General features: G+C 71.6%; 13 protein-coding genes. 5 read left to right on the top strand and 8 right to left on the bottom strand.

The window, feature by feature from the left end:
• Positions 1–113: 113 nt before the first annotated feature.
• The 8 genes from ACFWU3_RS18330 to ACFWU3_RS18295 all read right to left on the bottom strand — a co-directional run bounded on the left by ACFWU3_RS18330 (position 114) and on the right by ACFWU3_RS18295 (position 10,262).
• The gene (locus ACFWU3_RS18330) at positions 114–1,139 is read right to left on the bottom strand and encodes a DUF5914 domain-containing protein (protein WP_384438141.1); all 1,026 of its coding nucleotides are present in this window, start codon (positions 1,137–1,139) and stop codon (positions 114–116) included.
• Positions 1,136–2,167, bottom strand: coding sequence for a phytoene/squalene synthase family protein (locus ACFWU3_RS18325; RefSeq protein WP_384438138.1), 1,032 nt, complete (start codon positions 2,165–2,167; stop codon positions 1,136–1,138). Before ACFWU3_RS18325 ends, ACFWU3_RS18330 begins: the two co-directional genes overlap by 4 nt.
• Positions 2,168–2,179: 12 nt before the next feature.
• Positions 2,180–3,730 (bottom strand): phytoene desaturase, encoded by a 1,551-nt coding sequence (locus tag ACFWU3_RS18320; protein ID WP_384438135.1) that lies wholly within the window; start codon positions 3,728–3,730, stop codon positions 2,180–2,182.
• The gene (locus tag ACFWU3_RS18315; protein WP_384438132.1) at positions 3,727–4,917 is read right to left on the bottom strand and encodes a polyprenyl synthetase family protein; all 1,191 of its coding nucleotides are present in this window, start codon (positions 4,915–4,917) and stop codon (positions 3,727–3,729) included. The genes ACFWU3_RS18320 and ACFWU3_RS18315 overlap by 4 nt, the downstream gene beginning before the upstream one ends.
• Positions 4,918–5,099: 182 nt before the next feature.
• The gene (locus ACFWU3_RS18310; RefSeq protein WP_384438129.1) at positions 5,100–7,046 is read right to left on the bottom strand and encodes a glycogen debranching N-terminal domain-containing protein; all 1,947 of its coding nucleotides are present in this window, start codon (positions 7,044–7,046) and stop codon (positions 5,100–5,102) included.
• Positions 7,043–8,404: a trehalase family glycosidase gene (locus tag ACFWU3_RS18305; RefSeq protein ID WP_384438126.1), complete on the bottom strand. Its 1,362-nt coding sequence runs from the start codon at positions 8,402–8,404 to the stop codon at positions 7,043–7,045. The genes ACFWU3_RS18310 and ACFWU3_RS18305 overlap by 4 nt, the downstream gene beginning before the upstream one ends.
• Positions 8,401–9,201, bottom strand: a complete 801-nt coding sequence (locus ACFWU3_RS18300) for a sugar phosphate isomerase/epimerase family protein (protein ID WP_384438123.1) — start codon at positions 9,199–9,201, stop codon at positions 8,401–8,403. Before ACFWU3_RS18300 ends, ACFWU3_RS18305 begins: the two co-directional genes overlap by 4 nt.
• A gap of 14 nt (positions 9,202–9,215) precedes the next feature.
• Positions 9,216–10,262 carry a zinc-binding alcohol dehydrogenase gene (locus ACFWU3_RS18295; RefSeq protein WP_384438120.1) on the bottom strand — a complete coding sequence of 349 codons (1,047 nt, stop codon included), beginning with the start codon at positions 10,260–10,262 and terminating at the stop codon, positions 9,216–9,218.
• 124 nt (positions 10,263–10,386) lie between these two features.
• Here ACFWU3_RS18295 and ACFWU3_RS18290 point away from each other — a divergent pair, with 124 nt between their 5' ends.
• The 5 genes from ACFWU3_RS18290 to ACFWU3_RS18270 are packed head-to-tail and all read left to right on the top strand — an operon-like array spanning position 10,387 to position 15,828.
• Entirely contained in the window at positions 10,387–11,790 is a 1,404-nt protein-coding gene (locus tag ACFWU3_RS18290) for an extracellular solute-binding protein (RefSeq protein WP_384438117.1), read from the top strand.
• A gap of 32 nt (positions 11,791–11,822) precedes the next feature.
• The gene (locus tag ACFWU3_RS18285) at positions 11,823–12,797 is read left to right on the top strand and encodes a carbohydrate ABC transporter permease (RefSeq protein ID WP_384438114.1); all 975 of its coding nucleotides are present in this window, start codon (positions 11,823–11,825) and stop codon (positions 12,795–12,797) included.
• Positions 12,794–13,660 carry a carbohydrate ABC transporter permease gene (locus ACFWU3_RS18280; RefSeq protein WP_313948185.1) on the top strand — a complete coding sequence of 289 codons (867 nt, stop codon included), beginning with the start codon at positions 12,794–12,796 and terminating at the stop codon, positions 13,658–13,660. The genes ACFWU3_RS18285 and ACFWU3_RS18280 overlap by 4 nt, the downstream gene beginning before the upstream one ends.
• A 12-nt stretch (positions 13,661–13,672) precedes the next feature.
• Positions 13,673–14,875 carry an ROK family protein gene (locus ACFWU3_RS18275; protein ID WP_384438111.1) on the top strand — a complete coding sequence of 401 codons (1,203 nt, stop codon included), beginning with the start codon at positions 13,673–13,675 and terminating at the stop codon, positions 14,873–14,875.
• A 44-nt stretch (positions 14,876–14,919) separates the two neighbouring features.
• Positions 14,920–15,828, top strand: a complete 909-nt coding sequence (locus tag ACFWU3_RS18270) for a Gfo/Idh/MocA family protein (RefSeq protein ID WP_384438108.1) — start codon at positions 14,920–14,922, stop codon at positions 15,826–15,828.
• Positions 15,829–16,373 lie beyond the last annotated feature (545 nt).

Here is a 16,373-nt window from a genome sequence, read left to right as displayed (position 1 = left end):
GGGTGGGTGGGCCGACGCAGGCTCGGTCGTCTGCTCCGACCGTTCTCCTGGCCGCCGCGAACCGGCGGCGGCCAGGAGCCGGCGGGGCCCGCAGCGCGCGGTGCCTCGCGGAGTCAGCCCGGAAAGCGGCCGGAGCTGCGCAACTGCCGGCGTCGCTCCGCGTACGCGAGATCGTCACGCCACAACCGCCCGGCGGCCCAGCGCATCAGCGGCCGCAGTACCGGAGCGACAGCCCGTGCGCCGACGAATCCGGGACGGTCCGAAGTGGCGACGACGGCCTCGACCACGGCCGTCCGGGGCACACCCCGGTCGTCGGTCCCCAGCGGGGTGGCATGCGTCTCGACGACCGAGCCGATCCCCTCGCCGTCGGTGATGTGCATGACCACGGTCCGGGGCTCGGGCGCGGTGAACGCGGCCCGTACCGGCACCACCAGGCGTCCGGCCACCTTGAAGGAGACGTCGACGACGAAGGCGTCCTCGGTGTCCGCTCCGTCGTCCCCCACCGGCCCCTCCGGAACGCTCACCACCGTCAGATCGACGAACGAGTACGGGTGGAACCACGAGCCGTGCCAGGGATCGAGCCTGTTGGCGACGATGTCCTCGGGCTCGCAGCGCCCCACCGCGGTGAACACCGCGTCCAGCGCGCCCCGTTCCGGCCGCCGCGGTACGACGGGCCGGTCGAGGGGTGCCTCCCCGCCGAGCGCGTCGAGGCGGACCCAGGCGAGCACTCCGTCGTCGTACGCCGGAAACGGCTCCCAGCCGGCGAACGGGCCGCCGTCCAGGGACAGACCGTGCCAGTGGCAGACCACCGTGCCGCAGACGACCCGGCTGTCGCGCAGCGGAGCCCCGAGGTGCGGGCAGGCACCCGGGCCCGCCCTGAGTTCGCCGGTCCCGGTGCGCCACGCGACGACCTCCACGCCGCCCACGGTCCGTCCGAACGGCCGGGGGCCGGAGCCGATGTCGCGCGAGGCGCCGATCACGTACCAGTTGCCGGAGGGCCGCGCCGCGGCGCGTTTGAGCGCGCCCGCGATGAGCGCGGGGCGAGCCGCCTGCCAGGTCGGCCGCTGCTTCTCCCACGAGAGGCGGGGCCGCATCCGCAGCGGAAGGGACCGGCGCCGCCGGCCGGTGCGGTCCTTCATCGGGGACGCTCCTCCCGTCCGGCGTCCGTGCCGGGGCCCGACACCGTGACGGGGGCACCGGCTCGGGGCCGGACACTCGCGGGTGTCCGGGTGACGCGGGAGCGCGCCCGGGCACCGACGATCCCGGCCAGGGCGGTCAGTGCCACGGCCGCCCGGCGCCGGCGGGGCACCGCGGAGCGCCGGTGCAGCACGCGGTAGTCGTCCTCGGCGATCGCGTCGAGGATGCCGCCGTACAGCGTGAACGCGGTGCGCATGCAGGGGCGTACCCGCGGGTCCAGCATGTCGAGTCCCGGTTCCGCTTCCCGGTAGACGCCGCGGGTGAGCTCCGCCGCCTGCTCGAACGCCGCCCTGATCCGCGGATCACCGGCCCCCGAGTCGCGGCTCCACTGGAGGAGTTCACGGTCCACGCCGTGCGCGGCGAGCAGATCCTCCGGGAGATACACCCGCCCGCGGTCCAGGTCCTCCCCCACGTCCCGCAGGAAGTTGGTGAGCTGGAAGGCCACGCCGAGGGCGGCCGCGTGCGGGGCGGCCTCCTCGCGCGGTACGACGGTCCCGAGGACGGGCAGCATCTGGAGGCCGATCACGGCCGCCGACCCGTGCATATAGGCGCGGAGGTCGGCGTAGGTGGGGTAGCGGGTGACATGGAGGTCACTGCGCATGGACGCCATGAAGTCGTGGAAGAGCACGGGATCAATGGCGTAACGGCGAGCGGTGTCCGCCACCGCCTGCACCACCGGCTCGTCGCTGCGACCGTCTCTCAGCCCTTCGTCCAACTGCCGGTCGAGGCGGGTGAGGGCGCGGTCCCGCTCCACGGGCGTGAGGTCTGCGGCGAGGTCGTCGACGATGTCGTCGGCCCAGCGGGCGAAGCCGTACAGCGCGTGCACGGCACTGCGCCGGTCCACCGGAAGGAGCCGGGTGGCCAGGAAGTAGGTCTTGCCGTGCTGGGCGTTGAGGTGGCGGCACCGGGTGTAGGCGGAGCGCAGGCGGGCGTCGGTGATGCCTGCCGCGTCGAGTTCACGTGCGGTCATCGGCTGTGCCTTTCACCGGCTGGGCAGGGAGAGGTCGGACGTGCTCTTCGGGGCCATGCGGGAGCCTCGCCGCGGCGGGCGAGCCTGTCCGGTGATGCGGGCGGCGGCGAGCTTGCCGGAGATGAGGACGGTGGGGACGCCGACGCCCGGTGTGGTGCCGCAGCCGGCGAGTACGGCGTTGTCGATGCCGCGGACGAGGTTCCGCGGCCGGAACGGGCCGGTCTGGGCGAAGGTGTGGGCCGCGGAGAAGGGCGTGCCGGCCGCGTGCCCCTGCTCGGTCCAGTCGACCGGGGTGACCAGGCGTTCGTGTTCGACCGAGTCGCCGAATCCGTGCAGTCCGCGCCGCTCCAGCTCGGCGACCAGGCTGTCGCGGTAGCGGGGGGCGAGGTCGCGCCATTCCCGGACGCCCGGTCCCGTCCGGGTGTTGGGGCAGGGAGCGAGCACATAGTGCAGGTGCTTTCCCTCGGGAGCGAGCTGCGGATCGTGCGCCGTCGGCCGGGTGATCAGCAGGGAGGGGTCCGACATCAGACGGCCGGTGCGGGTGATCTCGTCGAAGGTGCGCTCCCACGCGCCGCCGAACGACAGCGTGTGGTGGCCCAGTTGGGGCCATGTGCGGTCGGTGCCGGCGTGCAGGATGACGGCGGAGGGCGAGTGCCGCAGGGCCACGGCCCGCTGTGGCTCACGGCCGAGCAGCCGGTAGGTGACGGGCAGGTCGGGGGTGAGGACCACGGCGTCGCAGGCGAGCTGTTCGCCGGTGGAGAGCGCGACGGTGCGGATCCGCCCCCCGGACCGGCGCAGGGCGGTCACCTCGGTCCCGTACCGGAAATCCGCCCCCGCGTCGCGTGCGCTGTCTGCCATGGCGCGCGGCAGGGCGTGCATGCCGCCTCGGGGGAAGTAGACCCCCGCCACGGTGTCCATATAGGCGATCACGGCGTACGCGGCGAGGGCGCGGGCCGGTGGCACACCCGCGTACAGGGCCTGGAAGGAGAACACCCGGCGCAGGCGCGGGTCGGAGAGGAAGCGGCCGATCTGGGCGTCCAGGCGTCCGAATCCGCGCAGCGCGCCGAGCCGGGCCAGGTCGGGGTGGAGCAGTTGCAGGGGCGAGTCGAAGTTGGTGTCGATGAAGCGGCGCATCTGAGCCCGGTAGAGGGCCTGGAGCCAGTGCCGCAGCCGCCGGTAGCCCGCCGCTTCGTCCGGTCCGGCGAAGCGGCGGACCTCCTCCTCCATCGCCTCGGCGCCGGTGTGCACGTCGAGCGCGGAGCCGTCGGCGAACTGCGCCCGGTAGGCGGGGTGCAGCTCGATCAGCTCGACCCGCCGGGCGAGCGAGTCCCCCACGGCGGCGAAGGCCTCGTCGGCGAGGTGCGGCATGGTGAGCACGGTCGGGCCGGTGTCGATCCTGTAGCCGCCCATGTCGGCCCGTCCCGCGCGGCCACCCGGCTCGGGCGCCCGCTCCACCACGGTCACGCTGCGGCCCGCGCCGAGCAGATGCAGCGCAGCCGCCAGCCCCGCCAGGCCCGCTCCGACGACGACGACATGGTCCGTGGCCCCGGGTACGGTCTTCATGCCCGCTCTCCGGTCCGGTGGTTCGGCTGTACGCCGGCGGCTCTGCCGACGAGGCGGGTGAGTTCGTCGACGACGTGCGGCTCACTGTCCAGGGACTCGAGGTGGCGGACGCTCAGCTCCACCAGGCGGTGGATCTTCTCCTCGACCACGGCGGGGGCGCCGGTCGATTCGATGGCCTGCCGCAGCCGGTCCACCTCGTCGTCGGTGAGTGAACGCCTCTCGCCGCTGGGGTTCAGCGCGTCGGCGACGTCCGTGCCACCACCGTGGGCGGCGAGACGCACGGCCACGGCGCGGAGGTAGGTGGCCTTGCCCTCACGTAGATCGTCGCCCGAGGGCTTGCCGGTGCACGCGGGGTCACCGAACGCGCCGACCAGGTCGTCCCGGAGCTGGAAGGCGATGCCCGCGCAGCGGCCGGCGGACCGCAGCGCGTCGGTGGTGCGTTCGTCGGCCCCTGCCAGGGCGGCGCCGAGCGCCAGCGGACGCTCGACCGTGTAGAGCGCGCTCTTGAGACCCGCGATGCGTACGGCTTCGACCACCGAGGAGGACCCGGTGGCCTGGGCGTGCATGTCGAGGTACTGGCCGGCGACGAGTTCCGTGCGCATCGCCTGCCACTCCCGGTGGACGCGCGGACCCTGAGGGGACATCAGCGCGGTGGAGGTCATCAGATCGTCGGCCCACGACAGCGCCAGGTCTCCGGCGAGGATCGCGGCGGCGGTCCCGAAGGCGGCGCTCGATCCGCGCATTCCCTGTGTGGTGTGCGCCTGGGCGAAGGCGGCGTGCACGGCGGGTGCGCCACGGCGCACGGGTGACTCGTCCATGACGTCGTCATGGACGAGGGCGCACCCCTGGAGCAGTTCGATGGCGGCTCCGAGCCGCAGTGCCGCGTCCGCCTCCTCGCCGTCCGTGGCGCCTCCGGCTGCCCGCCGGCCCCACCACAGGAAGCCCGCCCGCAGCCGTTTGCCACCGCGTATGACGAACTGGGCGAGCTGTTCGGCCACATCGGCGGCGAACCGTGCGTCGACGCGGGAAGCCTCGTGCACCCGCTCGCGTACGTACCGGCCGAGGACCTGTTCGACCGCGGCGGTGACGTCCCGGTCGACGTGCGGGCCTGCTGTCGGTGGGGTGCCGGTCTGCGGGCGGCCGGTGAGGATGTCCGTGCCGTTCTGCACCACCTGCGTACCGAGCATGCACGCCGCCTCTGTTCAACGGGGAGTTGTCACTGGACATCCACTCTTCGGTCGGGAGACCGGGTTCGGATGCGGTGATCTCTGCCCGTTCGGCGGGGAAATCGTTGGGCGTTCGCCCCTTTGGCCGCGCGGAAACACGTCTGCCGGAGCCCGCGGGGGCTCCGGCAGACGCGGGCGGAAGGTCAGGTTTCCGCCCGTGCTCCCGCCGCCGTGAGCAGGGCCAGGGGGGTCGCCGCCGCCCACGCCTGGGGGGAGCACGCATGGGGGTAGGGGACGGGTCCCTCGTCCTCCTGCCGGGTGTGACCGGCGATCACTTCCGGCAGCCGGTCGCCGTGGTGGGCCGCGGCCTCGACGAGTGCGGCGGTCACGGTGGCGGCTTCGGCGTGCAGGCCGTGGCGCGCCAGACCGAGGGTGATCACGGCGTTGTCGTGGGGCCAGATGCTGCCGCGGTGGTACGACAGCGGGTGGTGCGGGTCCTGGCCCGCGGCGAGCGTACGGATGCCCCAGCCGGTGAAGAAGTCGGGCTCCAGCAGCCGACGGCCGACGGCTTGCGCGTGGACGTCGTCGAGGATGCCGGACCACAGCAGATGACCGGCGTCCGAGGCGAGCGCGTCGACTTGGCGTCCCTTCCCGTCGAGGGCGAGGGCGTAGTAGTTCTGCTCCGGCATCCAGAAGTCGGTGTGGAAGCGCTCGCGCAGGGCCTTGGCGTGGGCGTCGAGCTCATCCGCCCACGCGGGGTCGTCCCAGACGGTGCGGGCCAGCTCTGCCGATCGGCGCAGGGCGTCGTAGGCGTAGCCCTGTGCCTCGGCGACGGCGATGCTGCCCGTCGCCTGGGTGCCGTCGGTGAAGCAGATCGCTCCCTCGGAGTCCTTCCAGTTCTGGTTGAGCAGACCGTGGGTGTCGGCCTCGTAGGTGAGGTAGCCGCGCTCGTCGAGGCCGCCGTCGGCGAACATCCAGCCGATCGCGGCGCGGGCGTGGGACTCGAGTCGCCGGGCGAGGGAGGTATCCCCGGTCCGCGCGGCGTGGGCTCCGAGCAGGGTGAGGAACAAGGGGGTGCTGTCGACCGATCCGTAGTAGCGGCCGTAGGGCACCTGCCGGAAGTGGGCCAGTTCGCCGTGGCGGATCTCGTGCACGATCTTCCCGGGCTGGGCGATGCGTGCCGCGTCGTGCTCGGTCGCCTGGGTGGCCGCGAGGGCGCGCAGGGTGGCCTCCGCGAGTTCCGGCCGGTAGGGCAGCGCGAAGTGCGAGGTCAGCAGCGAGTCGCGGCCGAAGAGGGTGAGGAACCACGGCACGCCGGCGCCGGGTATCAGGAGGTCCTCGCCGTCCGGTCCGACGGCCGGGACGCGCAGCCGGGCGAGGTCGCGCAGGCCCTGCTCGCAGGCACGGACGAGGTCGTCGGAGACGTCCCGTACCGGAAGCGGGGGCTCGTGCGTGAAGTCGTCCCTCTCGCTCCGGATCAGGGCGAGGACCGAGCGGACGTCGGCCGGCCCGACGGGGCTCGGATCGGCGCCGCCCGCATGGGCGGTGACTGCGACGGTGATCTCCGCGGTGTCGTGCGGAGAGAGCCGGACGCGCCAGGCAAGGGTTCGGAGCGTGCCCCGGGATGCCGGGGTGACCGCGGGCACCGGGTCGGCGGTGACCGTGGTGTCCGCCTGCCACTCCTCGCGGTGATAGGCGAAGCGGGTGCCGTCCGCCGAGTCCGAGACGGTGATGTGCGCGCCGGCCTTGTCGTAGATCCGGCGGTCGCTGCGCAGTTCGAACTGGTCGGCGAAGTCCGCGTCGGCATCGATGGCGACGATGACGGTGATCTCGCGTGCGGTGTTGTTGGCGAGCCGCAGGTTCTCGGTCAACCGGCCGTGGAACAGGGCCTGTCGGCGGTGCAGCGTCCACGGTGACGGTTCGTCGCGGGTCGCGGCCGCGGTGAGCACGGCGGCGGCTCCCCCGTCGCCGTACGCCGGCACGAGCACGGTGGGCTCGGTGCCGTCCACCGTGAGGCGCCAGTGGCTGAGATGGCGGGCGTCGCGGACGAACAGTCCGTCGGGTGAGGTGCCGCGGGTGCCGGAGATGTCCCCGCCGCCGCTGAGCGCGGCGAACGTGCCGGCGTGGACGAGCAGCTGAGGTGCCGTCATCGTGTCCCTCCCGCGCGGTTGACGTCGGCCAGCAGGTCGAGGACGACGGCGGCGGTCCAGCTGAAGTCGGTGGTTCCCCGCGCCTGGCCGGTGTACGGGTCGACGTACTCGGCGAAGCCGGACTCCGCGCCGGCCGTGAGTACGGCCCGCCGCAGGGTGTCGGCACAGTCCGCGGTGCCGTAGTGGCGCAGCCCTCGTTCCAGCACCCAGTTGATGTTGAACCAGGCGGGACCGCGCCAGTAGCGCGAGGGATCGAAGACGTGGCCGCGCAGGTCGTAGCTGGGTGTGAGGGCGGTCGTCGAGCCCAGCCCGAAGTGCTCACCGGCTGCGGTACGCAGCAGGGTCCGGGCGATGTCGTCGGGGAGGCCGGGAACGGCGAGCGGCAGAAGGCCCGTGACGCTCTTCTCCTCGATGGCCCGCCCGGCCCGTACGTCCTGGCAGAGGAAGAGACCCGCGTCGTCGTCCCACAGCCGCTCCACCAGGGCGTCGGTGAGCCGGCGGGCCTGTGTCCGGTGGGCCTCGGCGTCGTGTCCCAGGGCCTGGGCGATGTCGGCGAGCGCGTACTCGGACAGGATCAGCAGGGCGTTGAACCCGGGGTCCTCGACGACGAAGGAGTGCTCGGTGCCGGCGTCGCGGTAGCCGTGGTCGCGGTAGTCGCCGGCCAGACGGACATAGCGTCCGTAGTCCAGGTCGGTGGGCCGGTCGGCGGCGTCGCCATGGGTGAGGTCGGCGCGGCGGAACGAGGCGGCGGGGGCGGGCTCGACGCGGGCGAGAGGTTCGTCCCAGCAAGGGCTGTTGTCCATGCCCGGCTCCCACGGGTGCAGGACGGCCGCCAGTCCCCCGCCGCCGAAGTCGCGGTGGCGGGTGAGGTAGTGGTGCCAGGCGACGAGCCGGGGGTAGAGCCGTTCGAGGAAGCCGCGCCGCCGGGAGGTCTCGGGGTCGCTCTCGTGGACGAGCGCGGCCGCGAGCGCGTGGACGGGCGGCTGGACGATGCCGGAGGTCTCGATGCCGGCCGGTGCACCCGCGGCCCTGCCCGCCGACGTGGACTGCCAGAAGTCGGGGCTCGGGAAGTAGGCGTCGAGCGGCACCGCCGGGTTGAACACGATGTGGGGAATGCGTCCGTCGGCCCACTGGCCGCCGAGCAGGGTCTCCAGTTCGCGCTGTGCGCGGCGCGGTGAGAGATGGCGCAGCCCGATGGCGATGAAGGCGGAGTCCCAGCTCCACTGGTGGGGATAGAGGGTGTGGGACGGCACGGTGGACGCGCCGGTCCAGTTGGTCAGCAGCACCCGGGCGGCCTCCCGCTCCACGCTGCGGTGGTCGCGGACGGCGCTCGGGGCGTCGGCGAGGGCGATCGTCATGCTCCCGACCTGCGCAGGAAGGCGGGAATGGAACGGACCGCGGCGGTCGGGTCGCCGGTGAGACGGCATTCGGCGGCGAGGTACCCGCCGTATCCGATGGTGCGCAGCGCGGAGAGCCAGGCCGGCCAGTCGAGGTGTCCTGCGCCGGGCTGGAACCGGTTGGAGTCGCTGACCTGGGCGTGCCCGATGTACGGCGCGGCCGCGAGGATCGCGGCGGCGGGGTCGGCCTCCTCGATGTTCATGTGGTAGCTGTCGATGCCGATCCTCACCGCGTCCAGGCCGACGGTGCGGATCAGTTCCACGGCCTGGTCGAGGCGGTTGACCATGTGGTCCTCGTACCGGTTGAGAGGTTCGAGGTAGAGGGTCACGCCTACGCGCCGGGCGTGCTCGCCCAGTTCGGTGAGCCCCTCGAGCAGGACGGTGCGTTCCTCCTCCTCGCCGCGGGGCGGTTCGAAGGGAGGCAGCCGGCGGGAGAACATGCCGTACGAGGCGGGCGTCTGGGCCCCCGTGCCGCCCAGTTCGCCGATGACGGACAGCTGGGACTTCATCTGGTCGATGGCGTCGCGGCGCAGGTCCGCGTCGAACGCCCCGAAGAAGTGCAGCATGTCGACGCACACCGTGGGCATGACGACGCCGTCCTTGAGGGCGGCGCGCAGTTCGGGGAGCCGGCCCTCGAAGTGACGGTCCCCCTTGCCGCGCAGCTCGATCGCGTCGTAGCCCGCGGCCTGGGCGAAGTCCCACTTCTCCTGGAGGGTGTCGCCGGGCAGCAGTTGTTCCTGGCAAGCGGTCTTGAGCATGGGTGGATGGCCTTTCAGAATGCCAGGACGACCTGGAGCGCTTCGGCGGGTCGCTCGTCGAGCAGGTGGTAGGCGTCGGCGGCTTCCTCGACGGGCACGACATGGCTGACGAGGGACCGGACGTCGACCTGGCCGGAAGCGACCAGGGCGAGGAAGGTCTGCTGCAGGCGCTCCACGCTCCAGCGGGCGGACAACTGCGGTGGGACGCCGCCGATCTGGGAGCAGATCAGCTGGACTCGGTTGTGGTGGAACTCGTCGCCGAGCCTCAGTCCCAGGCCGTCTCCCTGGTAGAAGCCGGAGGCGACGACCCGGCCGTCGACGGCGACGGACCGCAGGGCTTCGTGGAGGGCCGGGTAGACGCCGCTGATCTCGATCGCGGTGTCGGCGCCACGGCCGCCGGTGGCCTCGCGGATGCGCTCGGCGACGGCATCCGTCCGGGCGTTGAGCGTGTGGACCGCTCCGTACTCCTTTGCGGTGGCGAGCCGGCTGTCGAGGGCGTCGACCGCGGTGACCCGTGCGCCGTTCAGATGCGCGAGGCGGGTGGCGAGCAGTCCGATGACGCCCTGGCCGAAGACGGCGACGTCCTCGCCGAGGTGGATGTCGGAGGAGAGGACCGCGTTGTAGGCGATGGCGCCGACGCGGGCGAACGCGCCGGCCAGGGGGTCCAGCCCGTCGGGCAGGGTGTGGCCGCGCATGCGCTCGGCGGGGACGATGCCTTCGCTGCGGTGGCCCCAGATGCCCCAGACCAGGTCGCCCACGACGGGCATGCCGGGGGTGCCGACGAGCTCGGGCGAGACCTCGGTGACCTCGCCGACCTCGGAGTACCCCCAGCCCGCGACGGGGTATTCGATCCCGGCCGCTCCGTCGCGGAAGAGGCGCGCCTCGGGGTCCCACGTGCGGGTGAGGTAGGGGTTCGTGCCCCGGTAGGCCGTGAGTTCGGTGCCGGCCGAGATGCCGGAGTAGCGGGTGCGGACCCGTAGATGACCGGGAGGCAGCGCGGCACCGGCGTGCTCGGCGACGTCGACCTGGCGAGGGCCGGTGAACTGGACAACACGTTCCACGAGGGGCTCCGAGGGGTTGGACTCTCCACTTAGGTCGAAGATATCCCAGGGTTATGTCTTGTCAACACGCAAAAGTGATGCTGTGATGCTTTCGAACTCGACATAAGCACGGTGAGGACATCACATGCTCAAGTGGATCCGTCGGTCAAAGGCGACGGCGGCGGGCCTGGCCGCGATCGTGGGCCTCGGCGGCCTCGCCGGCTGCGCCGACCCCGGCGACGCGGCCCGGCCGGACAACAGGATCACCGTGTGGTCCCAGGAGAACCTGCCTCCGCGGATGGCGGCGACCAACAAGATCATCGATCGGTTCGAGAAGCAGACCGGGATCAAGGTCGACCTCGTCGGCGTGGACGAGGGCCAGCTGCCGCAGCTGATCATGTCGGCGGCCGCCGCCGGCAAGCTGCCCGATGTCATCGGCGCGGTCCCCATGGGCCAGGTCTGGCAGATGTACAGCAACAAACTGCTGAACACGCAGGTCAGCCGCGAGATCGTCGACAGCCTCGGCACGAAGACGTTCAACGCGAACGCCCTGCGGCTCACCTCGGAGGGCAGCACGCAGCTGGCCGTCCCCTCCGACGCCTGGCTGCAGCTCCTCGTGTACCGCAAGGACCTGCTCGCCCAGGCCGGGCTGCCGGTCCCCGACACGTACGACAAGCTGCTCCAGGCGGCCAAGGGACTCGACACGAAGGGCCGTGACGGCATCTCGGTCGCCACCGACCCCGGCGACGTCTTCACCCAGCAGAGCTTCGAGAACCTCGCCCTCGCCAACGGCTGCCGTCTCGTCGACGAGCAGGGAGAGGTGCGGCTGGACTCACCGGCCTGCAAGACCTCCTTCGATCTGTACGACAAGCTCGGCCGCACCTACGGAGCCCCCGGGACCCAGTCCGTCGACTCCACCCGGGCCAGCTACTTCTCCGGCACCTCGTCGATGATCGTCTGGTCCTCGTTCCTCCTCGACGAGCTGGCCGGGCTGCGCGACGACGCGCTGCCCAGCTGTGCCCTGTGCAAGAAGGACAAGGACTTCCTCTCGGGCAACAGCGGCATCGTCACCGCGCTCCAGGGGCCCGGCGGCGCCGAGCCCGCCCAGTTCGGCGAGGTCACCTCCTGGGCGGTCACCAGGACCGCGGAGACCGCCGCGTCCAAGAAGTTCGTCGAGTACATGATGAACAGCGGCTACGAGGACTGGATCGGCATGGCGCCCGAGGGCAAGATCCCGGTCCGCCCGGGCACCGCCGACGACCCGGAACGCTACGAGCGCGCCTGGCGCGCGAGCGAGGTCGGCGTCGACACCCGCAAGCCCATGAACGAGGCGTACTCCGCGGCGCTGCTGGACCAACTGACCCAGGGCGTCGGCAACATGAAGCGCTGGGGCATCACCGAGGGCCAGGGCGCCCTGGTCGGCGCCACCAACGGCGAACTGCCCGTTCCCAAGGCGATCGGCGCCATGACGAGCGGCCAGATCTCGCCGGGCGAGGCCGCCCGCGAGGCGGACGAGGAAGTCTCCGCCCTGCAGAAGTCCCTCCAGTAACCGCGGCCCCCGCCGCCCCGTCGAGGATTGCCATGACCACTGCACCACCCGGCGCACCGAAGCGCCGCCATCTGACCTCCGGACAACGCCAGAACCGGGCCGGACTGGCCTTCGTCACCCCGACCTTCCTGGTCGTCCTGGTCGTCGTCATCATCCCGATCCTGTGGACCGTCCTGCTGGCCTTCCAGAACGCCAGGCTCGTCGACATCCAGAACATGAGCCTGTTCGGCAACTGGACCCTGGACAACTTCAGCAAGATCTTCGGCTCCGCCGGATTCTGGACCAGCCTCAGCACCACCCTGATCTACACCGTGGGAGCCACCGCCGGATCCGTGCTGCTCGGCCTCGTCGCCGCGCTGGCCCTGCGCAAGCCCTTCCGCGGCCGAGGTGTGCTGCGCGGCTCGATGCTGCTGCCGTACGTCGCACCCGTCGTCGCCGTCGCCTTCGCCTGGGAGGTGGCGCTCAGCCCCCAGTACGGCATCGTCAACGAGTGGGGCTCGAAGCTTCTCGGCTGGGACGACCCGATCGCGTTCCTGTCCACCCGCTCGTACGAGCTGAACGTCCTCGGCGCGCACTTCGACATCCCCCTCGCGCTGCTGACCGTCATCGTCTTCGAGATATGGCGCTACTTCCCCTTCGCCTTCCTGTTCCTCCTGGCCAGACTGCAAGCCGTCCCGGAGAGCCTCGAGGAAGCCGCCCGGGTGGACGGCGCCACCCCGACACAGCGGTTCCGCCACATACTTCTGCCGCAGCTGATGCCGGTCATGGCACTGCTGTGCGTCCTGCGCTTCATCATGACGTTCAACAAGTTCGACGACGTCTATCTGCTCACCGGCGGCGGCTCGGGCACCGATGTCGTGGCCGTGCGTGTCTACGACTTCCTCACCGCCCGCTACGACGTCGGCGCGGCAGCTGCTCAGGCCCTGGTCCTGGCCGGCGTGCTGGTCGTCCTGCTCGGCATCTACTTCACGTTCTTCGCCAAGAGGGTCCAGGAGGAGGGGTCATGACCCGTACCCAGTTCGAGGAGAGACTGTTCGGAGTGCTGCGGTGGGTGACCATCGCCTTCCTGGCCGTCATCACCATCGTGCCCTTCTACTACATGCTCCTGCTGTCGGTGAAGCCGATCGACGCACTGCTGCTGGATCCAGGCTCCCTGTGGGTCTCGGCGACGGACTTCACGCTCGACACCTACCGCGCGGTGCTGCGGCCGACCTCGGAGGGCGGCCAGGGATTCCTGCGCCTGCTGGGGAACTCCGCCGCGGTCTCCCTCGGAACGGTGCTGCTCACCCTCGCCGCCGCGGTGCCCGGCGCCTATGCGATCAGCCGGCTGAAGTTCTTCGGCAGCCGGCAGGTGGGCGCGATCTTCCTCGCCGTCTACCTCTTCCCGGCGACCCTGCTGGCCGTCCCGCTCTTCGTGATGTTCGCCAAGGTCGGGCTGTCCGGCAGCCTGCTGGGTCTCGCCATCGTCTACATCGCCCAGACTGTGCCCGTGTCGATCTACATGATGAAGAACTACTTCGTCACCATCCCGTACAGCATCGAGGAGGCGGCGGCGCTCGACGGCTGCACCCGCTTCCAGGCACTGCGCAAGGTGATCCTTCCGCTGGCACTGCCGTCGCTGATGGCGACCGGGTTGTATGTCTTCATGATCGCGTGGAACGAGTTCCTCTTCGCGCTCCTCTTCCTGGCGGCGGACCCCGACGCCTGGACGGTTTCCCTCGGCCTGCAGCAGCTCGCCAACGGAATCGAGGTCCCGAAGACCGTCCTCATGGCAGGCTCCGTCGTGTTGACCATTCCCGTGGTGCTCTTGTTCTTCGCCGCGGAACGTTTGCTGACCGAGGGTCTGACCAGCGGCGCGGACAAGAGCTAGGAGTCGAGAACCATGCCGGCGAACCAGGCGAGTGCGGGCCATCTGCTGCAACTGATCCGCAGCGGACAGGCCACCACACGGGGCGAGCTCCAACTCGCCACGGGACTCTCCCGCTCCACCGTGGGCCACCGCCTCGACCAGCTCTTCGACGCGGGCTGGCTGTCCCACACCACAGGGACCTCGACCGGCGGACGCCCCTCGGTGCGCCTGGAGTTCGACTCCACGCACGCCGTGGTGCTCGCCGTCGACCTGGAGACCCGGCACGGGCGAGCCGCCGTCATCGACCTCTCGGGACGCATCCTGGCCGAGCACACGGCCAACCTGCTCATCGCCGACGGCCCCGATCCGGTCCTGGACACCGTCGCCTCCTGGTTCCCGGACCTGCTCGCCAGGGCGGGTGTCGACGCCGCCGCGGTGTGCGGGATCGGGCTGTCGGTACCCGGTCCCGTCGACTGGGACACCGGGCGGGTCGTACAGCCCCCGATCATGCCGGGATGGGACGAGTACCCGATCCGGGCACGGATGCAGGAGGCGTACGCCCGGCAGGTGAACCCGGCGGCGGCCCCCATCCCGGTCCTCGTCGACAACGACGCCAACCTCATGGCGTACGCCGAGCAGCGCCACCACTACCCGGACTGCTCGGCGTTCGTCCTCGTCAAGGTCTCCACCGGTATCGGTGCCGGGGTCGTCGTCGGCGGTGAGCCCTACCGGGGCATCGACGGCGGCGCGGGCGACATCGGCCACATCCGGCTGCACGACCGCTCCGACGCGCTGTGCATGTGCGGCTCCTACGGCTGCCTCGCCGCCGTGGCCAGCGGCCGGGCCATCGCCGGGCAGCTGGCCGCGGCGGGTGTCCCCACGTCCTCCGGCTCCGACGTGCGCACCCATCTCGCCGCCGGGCAGCCCGATGCCGTACGGCTGGCGCGTGAGGCGGGGCAACGCGTCGGTGAGGTACTGGTGACGGTCGTGACGCTCCTCAACCCGGGCGTCCTCGTGCTCGCCGGCGACCTGGCCAGCACCCCCTTCCTCACCGGCGTCAGGGAACTCCTCTACCAGCGGGCCATGCCCCGCACCACCGCCCACCTCAACGTGGTCACCTCGCGGCTCGGCGAATACGCGGCCCTCAGCGGAGCCGCCGCGATGGTGGTGGAGCACCTCTACGCCCCCGAACTGGCCGACGCGCGCCTCCAGGCAACGGCCGGCTCGTCCTCCTGACCACCTTCCCCCACGCTTTTCGCGCTGTCCTCCCAGGAGCACCCGTGCACCACCCCTCACCTTCGGACGACTCCCACCCGGCTCCCGTACGGGTCGGACTGGTCGGCGCCGGTCCCTGGGCACGGGCGATGCACGCCCGAATGCTCGCCGCCGGCCCCGAGACGACACTGACAGCCGTCTGGGCACGGCGCCCGGAGGCGGCCCGGGAGACGGCCGCTCCCTTCGGCGCCAGGGTCGCCGCGTCCTTCGACGAACTGCTGGAGCAGTGCGAGGCGGTCGCGTTCGCCGTCCCTCCGGCGGTACAGGCGGAACTCGCCGTACGGGCCGCGAAGGCGGGCCGGCCGATGCTGCTGGAGAAGCCGCTCGGGCCCGACCTCGCATCCGCCCGCAGGGTCGCCGACGCCGTCGCCGAGCACGAGGTCGTGACCCAGCTCGTCCTGACCAAGCGCTACCACCCCCGCACCCGGGACTTCCTCGCCCGCGCGGCCGGACTGGCGGTGAGCGGAGCCCGGTCCTGCTACCTCCACGGGGCGTTCCTCGGTGGGGACTTCGCCACCTCCTGGCGCCTCGAACACGGCGCCCTGCTGGACCTCGGTCCGCATCTGCTCGATCTGCTCGACGTCGCGGTCGGCCCCATCAGCTCGATCCGCAGCACCGGTGACCCCCGCCGCTGGATCGAGCTGACCTGCGAGCACGCCGACGGAGCCGTCAGCCAGGCGTCACTGTCCGGTTCGGTGAAACTGGAACGGGCCCGGACGCGGATCGAGTTGTTCGGGCCGGGCGACGAACTCGTCTACGACACAGCGGACATGGACCACGAAGAGTGCTGGCCGGTGCTGCGCCGCGAATTCGCGGCCGCGGTCCGCTCCGGTGCCGATCACCCCCTGAACGCCGCCCGCGGCCTGCGGCTCCAGGAACTGCTGGCGATGGCCGAGGGAGCGTCGCCGCGGTAGGACGGTGAAACCGGTTGGAGGGCAGGGCTCGCTTGCGGCAGCGCGCCCTGCCTCCGCTGTGGGCACGTGGTGTCCACGGCGACCGTGACCATTCATGTACCGCCACTGAGGTGGGAGAACCGCGGTCCGCTGCCACGACCACCGCGAGTGGATTCCGGTGTGCTCCGTGCCACGTACACTCCCCTCATGGGTTGCACACACGCGATGAGGGAGTGCCTGCGAAGGGCCCCGTCCGCGATGCGCCCCTTCGCGCCGCGGATTCGTTGCCGCGCGCTCCACGGCCACGGCTAGCCATCTCCTGACCGGGCCCCGTCCGGGCACCCACTCCCGTCCACGACGCCTGCGCGGCCCGTGGGACGGGCGCCTTCCCTCGTGCTCCCCGCCCGACCGGTGACGGTCCCGCCTCCGCGGCCCGCGCCTCTCCACCGCGCACTCCCCCTGCACCACTCCCGCGGCCGTTCCGTGGGTCCGCCGCCCCCTACGCCAGCGGAACCACACCCTCAATACGCACCACCCCGACGTACCCGCGGAAATAGAGAGGAAAA

It is taken from the genome of Streptomyces sp. NPDC058685, assembly GCF_042714725.1.
Lineage (GTDB): Bacteria > Actinomycetota > Actinomycetes > Streptomycetales > Streptomycetaceae > Streptomyces.
Note: the sequence above shows the minus strand (reverse complement) of the source record. Positions and strands in the feature narration are given on the sequence as shown.